This is a genomic window from Ruegeria sp. BHSC276 (assembly GCF_059612945.1).
In genome coordinates this window covers 215,885-229,341 of the sequence record NZ_JBXWRP010000003.1, presented here as the reverse complement: position 1 = coordinate 229,341, position 13,457 = coordinate 215,885, and the positions used below count along the sequence as shown (strand labels likewise).

At 68.2% G+C, this 13,457-nt stretch carries 13 protein-coding genes; 12 read left to right on the top strand and 1 reads right to left on the bottom strand.

The window, feature by feature from the left end; translation table 11 throughout:
- The 6 genes from cobW to cobJ are packed head-to-tail and all read left to right on the top strand — an operon-like array spanning window position 1 to window position 7,583.
- Window positions 1-1,056, top strand: a complete 1,056-nt coding sequence (gene cobW / locus AC2FMD_RS04760) for a cobalamin biosynthesis protein CobW (RefSeq protein WP_496742093.1) — start codon at window positions 1-3, stop codon at window positions 1,054-1,056.
- Window positions 1,057-1,062: 6 nt separating this feature from the next.
- Window positions 1,063-4,356 (top strand): cobaltochelatase subunit CobN, encoded by a 3,294-nt coding sequence (gene cobN / locus AC2FMD_RS04755; RefSeq protein WP_496742095.1) that lies wholly within the window; start codon window positions 1,063-1,065, stop codon window positions 4,354-4,356.
- On the top strand, window positions 4,353-5,480 hold the full coding sequence (gene cobG, locus AC2FMD_RS04750; RefSeq protein ID WP_496742097.1) for a precorrin-3B synthase: 1,128 nt from the start codon (window positions 4,353-4,355) through the stop codon (window positions 5,478-5,480). Before cobN ends, cobG begins: the two co-directional genes overlap by 4 nt.
- The gene (locus tag AC2FMD_RS04745; RefSeq protein WP_496742099.1) at window positions 5,480-6,109 is read left to right on the top strand and encodes a precorrin-8X methylmutase; all 630 of its coding nucleotides are present in this window, start codon (window positions 5,480-5,482) and stop codon (window positions 6,107-6,109) included. Before cobG ends, AC2FMD_RS04745 begins: the two co-directional genes overlap by 1 nt.
- Window positions 6,106-6,834, top strand: coding sequence for a precorrin-2 C(20)-methyltransferase (locus AC2FMD_RS04740; protein ID WP_496742101.1), 729 nt, complete (start codon window positions 6,106-6,108; stop codon window positions 6,832-6,834). Before AC2FMD_RS04745 ends, AC2FMD_RS04740 begins: the two co-directional genes overlap by 4 nt.
- Window positions 6,831-7,583 (top strand): precorrin-3B C(17)-methyltransferase, encoded by a 753-nt coding sequence (cobJ, locus tag AC2FMD_RS04735; RefSeq protein ID WP_496688981.1) that lies wholly within the window; start codon window positions 6,831-6,833, stop codon window positions 7,581-7,583. Before AC2FMD_RS04740 ends, cobJ begins: the two co-directional genes overlap by 4 nt.
- Here the strand turns inward: cobJ and AC2FMD_RS04730 are convergent.
- Window positions 7,556-8,305, bottom strand: coding sequence for a cobalt-precorrin-6A reductase (locus AC2FMD_RS04730; RefSeq protein ID WP_496742103.1), 750 nt, complete (start codon window positions 8,303-8,305; stop codon window positions 7,556-7,558). The genes cobJ and AC2FMD_RS04730 overlap by 28 nt on opposite strands.
- Here AC2FMD_RS04730 and cbiE point away from each other — a divergent pair.
- Genes cbiE through cobF form a run of 6 tightly spaced genes read left to right on the top strand, consistent with a single transcriptional unit; the run spans window position 8,304 to window position 13,429 of the window.
- Window positions 8,304-9,503 (top strand): precorrin-6y C5,15-methyltransferase (decarboxylating) subunit CbiE, encoded by a 1,200-nt coding sequence (gene cbiE / locus AC2FMD_RS04725; RefSeq protein WP_496794751.1) that lies wholly within the window; start codon window positions 8,304-8,306, stop codon window positions 9,501-9,503. The two genes, AC2FMD_RS04730 and cbiE, sit on opposite strands and share 2 nt — an antisense overlap.
- Window positions 9,500-9,868 carry a cobalamin biosynthesis protein gene (locus AC2FMD_RS04720; protein ID WP_496794848.1) on the top strand — a complete coding sequence of 123 codons (369 nt, stop codon included), beginning with the start codon at window positions 9,500-9,502 and terminating at the stop codon, window positions 9,866-9,868. Before cbiE ends, AC2FMD_RS04720 begins: the two co-directional genes overlap by 4 nt.
- The gene (gene cobM, locus AC2FMD_RS04715; RefSeq protein WP_496794750.1) at window positions 9,865-10,659 is read left to right on the top strand and encodes a precorrin-4 C(11)-methyltransferase; all 795 of its coding nucleotides are present in this window, start codon (window positions 9,865-9,867) and stop codon (window positions 10,657-10,659) included. Before AC2FMD_RS04720 ends, cobM begins: the two co-directional genes overlap by 4 nt.
- A complete protein-coding gene (locus AC2FMD_RS04710) occupies window positions 10,652-11,968 on the top strand; it encodes a cobyrinic acid a,c-diamide synthase CobB (protein ID WP_496794749.1) in 1,317 nt (438 codons plus the stop codon). The genes cobM and AC2FMD_RS04710 overlap by 8 nt, the downstream gene beginning before the upstream one ends.
- On the top strand, window positions 11,965-12,693 hold the full coding sequence (cobA, locus tag AC2FMD_RS04705; protein WP_496794748.1) for a uroporphyrinogen-III C-methyltransferase: 729 nt from the start codon (window positions 11,965-11,967) through the stop codon (window positions 12,691-12,693). The genes AC2FMD_RS04710 and cobA overlap by 4 nt, the downstream gene beginning before the upstream one ends.
- A complete protein-coding gene (cobF, locus tag AC2FMD_RS04700; protein WP_496794747.1) occupies window positions 12,686-13,429 on the top strand; it encodes a precorrin-6A synthase (deacetylating) in 744 nt (247 codons plus the stop codon). Before cobA ends, cobF begins: the two co-directional genes overlap by 8 nt.
- Window positions 13,430-13,457 lie beyond the last annotated feature (28 nt).

Below are 13,457 nucleotides of genomic sequence, written 5' to 3'. Positions count from 1 at the left end.
ATGAGCACCCTCGAAAAACTTCCCGTCACCGTCATCACCGGCTTTCTCGGCTCGGGCAAGACCACGCTGATCCGCCACCTGATGCAGAACCCGCAGGGCAAGCGCCTGGCCGTGGTGGTCAACGAATTCGGCGATGTGGGTGTCGATGGCGAAATCCTGAAGAGCTGCGCCATCCCCGAATGCCCGGCGGAAAACATCATGGAACTGGCCAATGGCTGCATCTGCTGCACCGTGGCCGATGACTTCATCCCCACGATCGAGGCGCTGATGGCGCTGGACCCGCGCCCTGATCACATCCTGATCGAAACCAGCGGTCTGGCCCTGCCGAAACCGCTGCTCAAAGCGTTCGACTGGCCCGATATCCGTTCCAAGATCACCGTGGACGGCGTGATCGCCCTGGCCGATGCCGAGGCCGTGGCCGCAGGCCGCTTTGCCCCGAATGTCGCGGCGGTGGACGCCCAGCGCATGGCCGATGACTCGATCGACCACGAAACACCCCTGTCCGAGGTGTTCGAGGACCAGATCTCGTGCGCCGACATCATCCTGCTGACCAAGCCCGACCTGGCCGGCCCCGAAGGCGTGGCCAAAGCGCGCGAGATCATCGCCGCCGAGGCGCCCCGCCCCCTGCCCGTGGTCGAAGTGGCCGAAGGTGCGGTAGACGTGCGCGTGGTGCTGGGGCTAGGCGCCGCGGCCGAGGACGACATGGACGCCCGCCCCTCGCATCACGATGGCCATGACGACCATGAACATGACGATTTCGAAAGCATCGTGGTCGAACTGCCCGAACAGACCGACCCGGCGCAGCTGGTCGCCAATATCGAACGTCTGGCGAACGAGCTGAACATCCTGCGGGTCAAGGGCTATGCCGCCGTTCAGGGCAAGCCGATGCGCCTGCTGGTTCAGGCGGTCGGCGCGCGGGTCCGGCACCAGTATGACCGCCCGTGGAAACCGGACGAAGAGCACCGCTCGCGCCTTGTGGTCATCGCCGAGCATGACGACATCGACGAAGCCGCGATCCGCGGCATCCTGACCGGTGTCACCGAGGCCGCCGAGTAAGCACCGATGCACGTCGTCTTCCGCGAAAGCCACGGGCTCGAAGAAACCGAGACCCCGACCGATCTGGGCCAGAGCCCGGCGGATCTGGTGGTGTTGTCCTTTTCGGATAGCGATCTGGGTGCTTTCGCGGCCGGCTGGCATCGCGGCGGCGGGCCCGAGGGGCGGATGCCCTCGTTGCGGCTGGCGAACCTGACGGCGCTGAAACATCCACTATCGGTCGATACCTATGTCGAGCAGACGCTGGAGGGCGCCAAGGGCATCCTGATCCGGCTGATCGGCGGCGTGCCCTACTGGTCCTACGGGTTGCAGCAGGTGCTGGCGCTGGCGCAGGCCAAGGGCATCGCGCTGGCGGTGCTGCCCGCCGACGGGCGCGAGGATACGCGGCTGGACGATTATTCGACCCTGCCGGTCTCGACCCTGCGGCGACTGGCGCATCTGTGCGACACCGGTGGCGAGGTCGCGGCCCAAGCCGCACTGGCGCAGATGGCGCTGGCGGCGGGGCTCTATGCCGGGCCGGTTATGGGGGCCAAGACCCTGCCCGAATGCGGAGCGTGGTGCCCGGATCGCGGCGTAATCGCACCCGAGGACGCCTTCGCAGGCGAAGGCCGGCGCATTGTCGTAACCTTCTACCGCGCCTATCTGACTTCGGCCGATACCGCGCCGGTCGCGGCCCTGATCCGGGAAGTCCGCGCGCGAGGCCATCAGGCAGTCGGGCTGTTCGCACCCTCGCTCAAAGCGCCTGCGGCGGCGCAATGGCTGGCTGAGAACATCCCAGCGATGGCGCCCTCTACCATCATCAATGCCACCTCGTTTTCGGGCAAGGGCGCGTCGGGCACATCGCCCTTGGACGAGGCGGGCGTGCCGGTGTTTCAGGTCGCTCTGGCCACTTCGCGCCGCAAGGCCTGGGCTGAGGCCGAGCGCGGCCTGTCGCCTGCCGATCTGGCCATGCATGTTGTGCTGCCCGAGGTGGACGGGCGCATCTCGGCCGGTGTCGCCTCGTTCAAGGAACCGGGCAGGCGCGACCCACACTTGGAATATTCCCGCTTCGCCCACCGCCCCGAGCCCGACCGGATTGCCGCCATCGTCGACCGGGCGATGGCCTGGGTGGAGCTGGCCGAGAAACCAAAGGCGCAACAGGTACCCGCGCTGGTCCTGTCCACCTATCCCGGCAAGGACTGGCAGATGGCCCATGCGGTGGGGCTGGACGCGCTGGCCTCGGCCGAGGCGATCCTGTCCGACCTGCAGGGCGCGGGCTATGACACCGCCCCCGCCGAGCCGATTGCCGACACGCTGCTGGACGCCCGGATTTCCTGGCCGGTCGAGGCTTACCGCGCGGCGCTGGCGCAACTGCCCGAGGCGTTGCGCGCCGATCTGGAAACCGTCTGGGGTGCGCCCGAGGATGACCCGGGCTGCGCCGATGGGGCCTTCCACTTTACCGCGCTTCGGCGCGGCAAGGCGCTGGTGGCGCTGCAGCCCGAACGCGGCACGCCGGAATTGCGGGACGACGAATATCACGACCTGTCGCGCACGCCCCGGCACGGATATGTGGCCTTTTACCTGTGGCTGAGGCACGGTTTGGGGACGGATGCGCTGATTCATATCGGCGCACACGGAACGTTGGAATGGCTGCCGGGCAAATCGGTAGCGCTCTCGGCGGAATGCTGGCCCGAGGCGCTGATCGGCGATCTGCCGGTGATCTACCCGTTCATCGTGAACGATCCGGGCGAAGCCGCGCAGGCCAAGCGCCGGATCGGGGCCGTCACGCTGGGCCACATCCCGCCGCCGATGAAGCAGAGCAGCACGCCCGACCGCATGGTGCGGTTGGAATCGCTGCTGGACGAGTTCTCGAACGCCGACGGGCTGGACCCCAAGCGGCGCGACCGGCTGCAGGCCGATATCCGTGACGAGGCCCGCGCCATCGGGCTCGAGGCCGATCTTGGGCTGGATCAGGCCACCAGCACCGCCGAGGCGATCACCCGCATCGACCGTTTCGTCTGTGACATCAAAGAAAGCCAGTTCGGCGACGGGCTGCATGTCTTTGGCCGCGCGCCGCAGAGTGCAGGCAATTTCGACACTGCCGCGTCAGCACAGGCCGAACGGCAGGCCCTGCTGGATGCTTTGGCCGGCAAACGGATCGAGGCCGGGCCGTCCGGCTCGCCCTATCGCGGGCGCACCGACGTGCTGCCCACGGGGCGCAACCTGTTCACCACCGATCCGCGCTCCGTCCCGACCCGCGCGGCCTATGCGCAGGGGGTGAAACTGGCCGAAGAACTGGTGCGTCGCCACCTTCAAGAGGAAGGCGACTATCCCAAGGGCCTGATCGTCGATCTGTGGGGCTCGGCCACGATGCGTACGGCGGGCGAGGAATTCGCCATGGCGCTGCACCTGCTGGGCGTCAAACCGGACTGGGATCCGGGGTCGGAGCGCGTGAGCGGGATCGAGGTTCTGCCGATCACCGATCTGGAGCGCCCCCGGCTGGACGTGACTCTGCGCGTCTCGGGCCTGTTCCGCGACGTGTTCCCGACCCTGTCGGCCCTGTTCGGACAGGCGGTCCGGGCGCTGTCGGAACGCGACGAGGCGCCCGACTGGAACCCCTATGCGGGTCAGCCGCCCACCGCCCGCGTCTATGGCCCGGCGCCAGGCAGCTATGGGCTGAAGATGACCCACCTGTCTGAAACCTATACAGACGAGGCGCGCGCGCAGGCCGGTCAGGCCTGGCTGGACGCCAGCGCCTTTGCCTTCGAGGGCGAGCACATCGCCCACGACCCCGACGGGATCACCCAGCGAGTGGCGCAGGCCGACAGCTTCGTGCACCTGCAGGACCTGACCGAGACCGACCTTTTGTTGGCAAACGACTATGCCACGCACGAGGCCGGCTTTGCCGCCGCTAAAAAGCTGACCGGCGGGCAGGCGCAGTTGTATCATCTGGACAATACGCGCCCTGAAACACCCCGCGCGCGCACTCTGCCCGAGGAAATCAGCCGCGTGGTCCATGCGCGCGCCGCCAATCCTGACTGGATCGCCGGGATGCAGCGCCACGGCTTCCGCGGTGCGGCCGAGATCGCGGCAACGCTCGACCACATGGCGTCTTTCGCGCATTTGTCAGGCAGCGTCGCCCCGCATCTGTTCGACCTCTACCACGATGCGACCCTCGGCAACCCCGAGGTGGACGCGTTCCTGCAGCAGGCCAATCCGCAGGCCCATCAAGCCATGCAGGATCGGTTCCGCGCGCTGTACGAGGCCGGGCTGTGGAACACCCGCCGCAACTCGATCCGCGCCGATCTGGAGGGGCTGGGATGAGCGCCCCGGTCGTTCAGGGCTGGTGCCCCGGCGCGCATCGCCCGATGATGTCCGGAGACGGGCTGGTCGTGCGGGTGCGCCCGCGTCTGGCCCGGCTGAGCGCCGCGCAGACGCTGGGGCTGTGTGATCTGGCCCTTCGGTTCGGCAACGGGACCATCGACCTGACCAACCGCGCCAACCTGCAACTGCGCGGCGTGGCCGAGACGGACCATCATGCGCTGCTGGCCGAGCTGTCGGCGCTGAACCTTCTGGATCCTGAACCGGGGCTTGAGACCCGGCGCAACATCCTTGTGTCGCCGCTGTACCAGCCGGGCGACCTGACCGCGCGCCTGACACAGGCATTGGCCGACCGGCTGGGCGACCTGCCCGCCCTGCCCGCCAAGTTCGGCTTTGCGGTGGATACCGACCAGGCGCGGCTGCTGGCCGGGGACTCGGCCGATATTCGGCTGGAGCGGGGACCTTCGGGCCTGATCCTGCGCGCCGACGGGGCCGAGACCGGCCGTTTGGTGACCGAGGACGCGGCGATCGACTGCGTGATCGAACTGGCCCAGTGGTTCGCCGAGCGCTTCACTTCTGACACCCGCCGCATGGCCCGTCTGATCGCAGCGCAGGAGCTGCCCAAGGAATGGCAGGGCCACGCCCCCGGCCCCACGGCCCACCCGCTGCAACCCGGCAACAGCGCAATCGGCCCGATCTACGGCGCGGCCTTCGGGCAACTGCCCGCCGACGACCTGCGCGCGATGGTCGAGGCCTCGGGCGCCACCGCCCTGCGCGTAACACCCTGGCGGTTGTTCCTGCTGGAAGGCGGGGCGGCGATCCCCGCCCCGGCCTTCGTGACCGACGGCGCCGACCCCCTGTTGGCCACCGACGCCTGCCCCGGCGCGCCATTCTGCCCGCAGGCGCAGGCCGAGACCCGCGCCATCGCCCGCGCGCTGGCTCCGCGCGTGTCCGGCAGCCTGCATGTCTCGGGCTGCGCAAAAGGCTGCGCGCGCATGGGCGCAGCCGATCTGACGCTGGTGGGCCGCGACGGGCGCTTTGATCTTGTAAAACACGGCCGCGCGGGAGATGAGCCCCTGCAGCGCGGGCTGGACCCCGAAACACTGAAGACCATGGACCTGACCTGATGCCCTATGAATACGAAACCGACGGCGCGGCGATCTACAAGCAATCCTTCGCCACGATCCGGGCCGAGGCCGATCTGGCCCGTTTCGACCCCGACGAAGAGCAGGTCGCCGTCCGCATGATCCATGCCGCCGGGATGGTCGGTTTGGAAGAGTTCATCCATTTCTCACCCGGCTTCGTGCGCACCGCGCGCGCGGCGCTGGAGAACGGCGCGCCGATCCTGTGCGACGCGCGGATGGTGTCCGAAGGCGTCACCCGCTTTCGCCTGCCCGCCGAGAACGAGGTGATCTGCACCCTGCAGGACGAGCGCGTGCGCCCGCTGGCCGAGAAGATGGGCAACACCCGATCCGCCGCCGCGCTGGAACTGTGGCGCCCGCACCTTGAAGGCGCGCTTGTCGCCATCGGCAACGCGCCCACGGCGCTGTTTCACCTGCTGAACATGCTCGAGGACCCAGACTGCCCCCGCCCCGCCGCGATCATCGGCTGCCCGGTGGGATTTGTCGGCGCGGTCGAATCCAAGGACGCGCTGTGGGAGGCGCAGCCCGTCCCCAGCTGCATCGTCAAGGGCCGCTTGGGCGGCAGCGCCATCACCGTCGCCGCGATCAACGCCATCGCAAGCCGGGCGGAATGACCATGGGCACGATCTATGGCGTGGGCCTCGGCCCAGGCGATCCCGATTTGATGAGCGTCCGGGCCGACCGCCTGCTGCGCAACGCGAAACACGTGGCCTATTTCCGCAAGCCCGGCCGAAGCGGGCAGGCGCGCAAGATCGTCAACGGGATGATCCGCAACGATGCGGTCGAGTTTCCCATGGAATACCCAGTCACAACCGAGATCCCGGTCACCGATCCGCGCTACAACGCGCTTCTGGCCGAGTTCTACGAACGCTGCACCGCGCGCTTGAAAGAACTGGCCGATCAGGGCGAGGACGTGGTGGTGTTGTGCGAGGGAGACCCGTTCTTTTATGGCTCGTTCATGCATCTCTACACCCGCCTGCGCGACGTGGTGCCCGTCGAGGTGGTGCCGGCGATCACCGGCATGTCGGGCGCTTGGACGGCCTCGGGTGATCCGATCACCTGGGGCGACGACATCCTGACGGTGCTGATGGGCACCCTGCCCGAAGAGGTTCTGGCCGACCGAATGGCGCGCACCGACGCGCTGGTGGTGATGAAAATCGGCCGCAACATCGACAAGGTGAAACGCGCGCTCAAAACGGCGGGCCTGTTCGACCGGGCCTGGATCGTGGAATACGCGCAGATGCCCAACCAGACCGTCCGCAAGCTGAGCGACGCCTGCACCGAGGTCACGCCCTATTTCTCGATCATCATCGTGCACGGACAGGGGCGGCGGCCATGAACGGCTGGGTCAAGATCGCCGGGCTTGGCCCCGGAAACGAGGCGCTGGTGACCCCCGAGGTGACCGCCGCCTTGGCCGATGCGACTGATGTGGTGGGCTATATTCCCTACGTCGCGCGGGTGGCCGAACGGCCGGGCCTGACCCTGCACGCCAGCGATAACCGGGTCGAGATCGACCGCTCGCAGCACGCGCTGCGCATGGCGGCCGAGGGCAAGCGGGTGGTCGTGGTCTCGTCGGGCGACCCGGGCGTGTTTGCCATGGCTGCCGCCGTGTTCGAGGCGCTGGAAAACGGCCCCGACACCTGGCACGAGATCCCTGTCGAGGTTCTGCCCGGCATCACCGCCATGCTGGCCGCCGCAGCCCGGGCGGGCGCGCCCCTGGGCCATGATTTCTGCGCCATCAACCTCAGCGACAACCTCAAGCCCTGGGCCGTAATCGAGAAACGCCTGCGGCTGGCCGCGCAGGCCGATTTCGCAATGGCCTTTTACAACCCGCGCTCGAAGTCGCGGCCTGAAGGCTTTGTAAAAACGCTGGAAATCCTGCGGCAGGAATGCGAGCCCGAGCGTCTGATCCTGTTCGCTCGCGCCGTATCGCGCCCAGATGAGGCAATCCGCATCGCGACCCTGGCCGAGGCAACGCCCGACATGGCCGACATGCAGACGGTGGTGATCGTCGGCTCGTCGCTGACCCGCGTCATCGACCGGCCCATCGGCCCCATCGTCTATACTCCAAGGTCCACGCCGGAATGAGCCAGCCAGTCCAGAACCTGCGGCACGCTTGTCAACTCGACCCGGCGGGGCAGCCTGGGCCGGTCGATCATCAGCACCGGGATGCCCAACGCTCGCGCGGCGTCCAGCTTGGCGCGGGCCCCGGTGCCGCCAGCGTTCTTAGACACCACCAGTTCGGTTCGGTGCCAGCGCATCAGCGCCGTGTCGTCCTGAACGGAGAACGGCCCGCGCGACACGACGACCTCGCAATCGGCAAAGGGCAACGCGCCGGGTTCATCGACCAGCCGCAGAAGGTAGTGGTGTTGGGGCTGCGCCGCGAAATCCTCAAGATGCATGCGCCCGACCGCAAGGAACACCCGACGCGGCGGCCCGGCCAGCGCGGCGACGGCGCCGGCGATGTCGGGCACGCGTTGCCACCGGTCGCCGGGCGCGGCCGTCCATTCCGCGCGGGTCAGCGCGGCCAGCGGCGTCTGCGTTTGCTGGCAGGCGGCGATGGCATTGCGGCTCATCTGCGCGGCAAAGGGATGGGTGGCGTCGATCACATGGGTCACGCCGGTGTCGCGGATATGACGCGCCAGACCCTCGGGCCCGCCAAAGCCACCCACGCGCGTGGGCAGCGGTTGCGGCCGCGGGTTGTCGACCCGGCCCGCATAGGAATAGGTTGCCGCCACACCCAAATCCGCCACGGCGCGGGCCAATGCGTTGGCCTCGGTCGTGCCGCCAAGGATCAGGAGGTTGGGCATGTCTGAAACTCCGTGGCTGACCATTCTGGGCCTGGGCGAGGATGGACTGGATGGCCTGTCGGCCGCAAGCCGTCAAGAGCTCGAGCGCGCCGAGGTCATCATGGGCCCGCCCCGGCACCTGTCACTGGTTCCCGAAACCGGAGCCGAACGCATCGAATGGCCGGTGCCGTTCGCCGACGGGCTGCCCTTTCTGCAGGGGCTGAAGGGCCGGCGCACGGTGGTGCTGGCCTCGGGTGATCCGTTCTGGTTTGGCTCCGGGTCGGTGATCGCGCGCAATTTCGCCCCCGAAGACTGGGTGGCACGGCCTGGGCAGTCGACCTTCTCGCTGGCGGCCGCGCGGTTGGGCTGGCCGTTGGAAAGCACTGCCACCTTCGGCCTGCACGCCGCCCCCCTGACCCGCCTGCGTCCGCATCTGTCCCGCGGCCTGCGCGCCATCATCTTGCTGCGCGACGGTGCCGCGGTGGCCGAGTTGGCCCGCTATCTGACCAAGACCGGATTCGGCGATACGACCCTGCACGTGATGGAGGCCCTCGGCGGCCCTCGGGAACGCGCGCGCAGCATGTCCCTGACCGAAGCCCTGCTGGGTTCGTTCGGGCATCCGGTCTGCGTTGCGCTCGAGGTTTCGGGCGACGGGCGTGCGCTACCGTTGGCCTCGGGCAAACCCGACGAGATCTTCGAAACCGATGGGCAGATCACCAAACGGCCGGTGCGCGCGCTGACCCTGTCGGCGCTGGCGCCCGCTCGGGGCGAGCATCTGTGGGACATCGGCGGCGGCAGCGGCTCGATCGGCATCGAGTGGCTGATGTGCGACCCGTCCCTGACCGCCACCACGATCGAGCCGCGCGCAGACCGCGCCGCGCGCATCCGCACCAATGCCGACGCGCTGGGACAGGATCGGTTGCAGATCATCCATGGCCGGGCGCCTGACGCGCTGGACGGCCTACCCTTGCCTGACGTGGTGTTCATCGGCGGCGGGCTGAGCGACGCGCTGCTGGACTGGCTTGCGGCCAACCTGCCCTCGGGCACCCGGCTGGTGGCCAACGCCGTGACATTGGAAAGCGAAGCAGTGCTGAGCCGATGGCACGCCAAGCTGGGCGGCGACCTGCTGCGGATCGAGCTGGCGCAGGCCGGCGACCTCGGCCCGCGGCGTGGCTGGAAATCGGCCTATCCGGTCGTTCAGTGGAGCGTGACCCTATGATCGTGGCCGGGCTTGGGTTTTCGTCCACCGCGACCTGCGCCAGCCTGCGCGCCGCGTTCGACCGCGCCACTGCCGGGCAGGCGGTGGACGCGCTGGCCACCGCCGCTGACAAGGCCGGCCATCCGGCGCTGGCCGAATTTGCCGCCGCCTGCGCCCTGCCCCTGCATTTCGCGAACCCGGCCGATCTGGCCGGGCAACGCACGCTCACCTGCTCGCTCCGCAGCCGCGCCAGTCATGGCACCGGCAGCGTGGCCGAAGCTTCCGCCCTTGCCGCCGCCGGACCGGGCGCGCGGCTGCTTTCACCCCGACAGATCTCGGACGACCGGCTTGCCACCTGCGCGGTCGCCATCGGAGGACAGACATGACCGTTCATTTCATCGGCGCCGGACCGGGCGCCGCCGACCTTCTGACCCTGCGCGGACGCGACATCATCGCCGCTTGCCCGGTGTGCCTGTATGCCGGGTCGCTTGTGCCCGAGGGGATCCTGGCGCACTGCCCCGAAGGCGCGCGCATCGTGAACACCGCGCCGATGGATCTGGATCAGATCATGGCTGAAATCAAAACCGCCCATGACGCCGGTCAGGACGTGGCCCGCCTGCATTCGGGCGACCTGTCGGTCTGGTCGGCGATGGGCGAACAGATCCGACGCCTGAAACAGATGGGCATTCCCGTCAGCGTGACCCCCGGCGTTCCGTCCTTTGCCGCTGCCGCGGCCGCTTTGGGCACCGAACTGACCCTGCCCGGGCTGGCACAATCGGTGGTGCTGACTCGGACCCCGGGGCGCGCCTCGTCCATGCCCGAGGGCGAAACGCTGGAAAACTTCGCCCGCACTGGCGCCACACTGGCCATCCACCTGTCGATCGGCAATCTCGACAAAGTCATTGCCGACCTGACCCCCGCCTATGGCGCCGATTGCCCCGTGGCCGTGGTGTACCGCGCCAGCTGGCCGGACGAGCGGATCGTCCGCGCCACCCTGGGCACGTTGAAGGAATCGCTGGACGAGAGCATCTCGCGCACCGCGCTGATCCTGGTCGGACCGGCGCTGGCCGGTGAAGGCTTCGACGAAAGCTGTTTGTATTCAAAGACCTATGACCGCCGTTACCGCCCACAAAGCGCCGACAGCCCGTGGTCGAGCTGGAGTCACGGAGATGACTAACCCGCCCGGACTGCTGATCTCGGCCCCATCCTCGGGGACGGGCAAGACCACGGTGATGCTGGGCCTGCTGCGCGCGCTGGCCGAGGACGGGCTGACCGTGCAACCCTTCAAGAGCGGTCCCGACTACATCGACCCGGCCTTTCACCGGGCGGCGGCGGGGCGGGCCTCGTTCAACCTGGACAGCTGGGCGATGGGCGCGCCATTACTGGGCGCGATTGCAGCGCAGGCCAAAGGCGCCGACATCGTGGTTGCCGAAGGGTCGATGGGACTGTTCGACGGGGTCGCAAAGCCGGGCGAGCTGGGCCATGGGTCCAGCGCCGAGACCGCGCTGCGCATGGGCTGGCCGGTGGTACTGGTGCTGGATGTGGGTGGCCAGGCTCAGTCGGCTGCGGCCACGGCGCTGGGGTTTCGGATGTACAACCCCGACCTGCCCTTTGCTGGCGTGATCCTGAACCGCTGCGCCAGCCAGCGCCACGAACGCCTGACCCGCCTGGGGATGGAGCGCGCGGGCCTGCCGGTTATGGGCGTTTTGCCCCGGCGCGGCGACCTGACCCTGCCCGAGCGGCATCTGGGTCTCATCCAGGCGGTCGAGCACCCCGATCTGGAAAGCGCGATTTCCGGATACGCGGCCTTTCTGCGCGAACATGTGGATCTCGAGGCGATCAAGCGGGCGGCCTCCTCGGGCCCGATGGGGCCGTCGTCGGCCGCGCTGCCGCGCCCTCCGGCGCAACGGATCGCGCTGGCCCAGGACGCGGCGTTTTCCTTTACCTACCCGCATCTTCTGGAAGGCTGGCGGGCGGCCGGGGCCGAGATCCTGCCGTTTTCTCCGCTGGCGGACGAGGCGCCGGCCCCGAATGCCGATCTGGTCTGGTTGCCCGGCGGGTACCCCGAACTGCACGCCGGAACCCTGGCTGCGGCAGAGCGGTTCCTGACCGGCTTGCGCAAACATGCCGAAACGCGGCCCGTGCATGGCGAATGCGGCGGCTACATGGCCTTGGGACAAGGGCTGATCGACAAGGACGGCACCCGCCACCGGATGGCCGGGCTGCTGGGCCTGGTCACTTCGTACGAAAAGCGCAAATTCAACCTGGGCTATCGCCGGGCCGAGTTGCTGGCCGACATGCCCGGATTCTCTGCTGGAACCGCGCTGCGGGGGCACGAGTTCCACTATTCTTCGATCGTCGAGCAGCCCGATGCGCCCCTGGCACGGGTTTTTGACGCCGAAGGCGCCGAAGGCCCACAGACCGGATCGCGCCGCGGGCATGTCACCGGTACGTTCTTCCATCTGATCGCAGAGGCCAGCGCATGAACGGTTTCGTTTCCTTCATCGGGTCCGGTCCCGGCGACCCAGAGTTGTTGACCCTCAAAGCCGTGGACCGGCTGCAAAAGGCCGACGCGGTGCTGTTCGACGATCTCAGCAGCGGGCCGATCCTGAGCCATGCGCGCAAAGAGGCCGACCTTGTGGGCGTGGGTAAGCGCGCCGGGCGGCCCTCGCCCAAGCAGGACCACGTCAGCCGCCTACTGGTGGAGTACGCCCAGACCGGCCAACGAATCGTGCGGCTGAAATCGGGCGATGGCGGCCTGTTCGGGCGGCTCGAAGAGGAACTGGTGGCCCTGCGCGCCGCCGGGATCGCATACGAGATCATTCCGGGCATCCCCTCGGCGATTGCCGCGGCTGCCGCGGCAGGCATCCCGCTGACCCGGCGCCTGACCGCGCGGCGGGTGCAATTCGTCACCGGCCACGATGTCAGCGGCAAGCTGCCCGAGGACCTGAACCTGCCCGCGCTGGCCGACCCGAGCGCGACGACGGTGGTGTTCATGGGCAAGCGCACCTTTCCCCTGCTGGCACGGGTTCTGCACACGCATGGGCTGCCGCTGGACACCCCTGCGCTGATGGCAGAATCGGTTTCGACGCCTCAGCAATCGCTGCACCGGTCCACCGTCGGCGCCCTGGCCGAGCGCCTAAACTCCGAGATCGGTACCGCGCCGGCGCTGATCCTCTATGGTCCGCTGGCGGAGAGCGACGATGATTGATCTGGTCTTGGTCGGGATCGGCACCGGCAACCCCGATCATGTGACGCTTCAGGGCGCGCAGGCGATCCGCGCCGCCGATCTGATCCTGATCCCGCGTAAGGGCGTCAACAAGGCCGATCTGGCGGGGGTACGCGAGGAAATCATCCGCAAGGTCACCGACATACCGCCCCAAATTGCCTATTTCGACATCCCCGAGCGCCGGTCACAGGACGGCTACCTGCGCGGCGTGGATGAATGGCACGACGCAATCGCCCTGCGCTGGCAGGAGGCGATGGCTCGGCACCCCGAGGCACGCACCGTCGCCCTGCTGATCTGGGGCGACCCGTCGCTCTATGACAGTTCGCTGCGAATCGCGGCGCGGCTGGACCCGCAGCCAAACACCACCGTGATCCCAGGCATCACGGCGCTGCAGGCGCTGACGGCGGCCCATGCCATGCCCATCAACGAGATCGGCGCGCCTTATCTGGTCACCACCGGCCGGCGCATCCGCGACGAGGGCTGGCCCAGAGACGCGCACACGGTTGCGGTGATGCTGGATGGCGCGTGTTCGTTCCAGACGCTGAACATGGCCGATTTTGACATCTGGTGGGGGGCTTACGTGGGTATGCCCGAGCAGATCCTGATCAAGGGTCCACTGGCCGATGTGGCCGACGAGATTCTGCGCACGCGCGCCGAAGCCCGCGCCCGGCACGGGTGGATCATGGATATCTATGTCCTCAAAAAGCGCGGGATTTGACGCGAAAGGTCGCAAATGGCGATTGCGC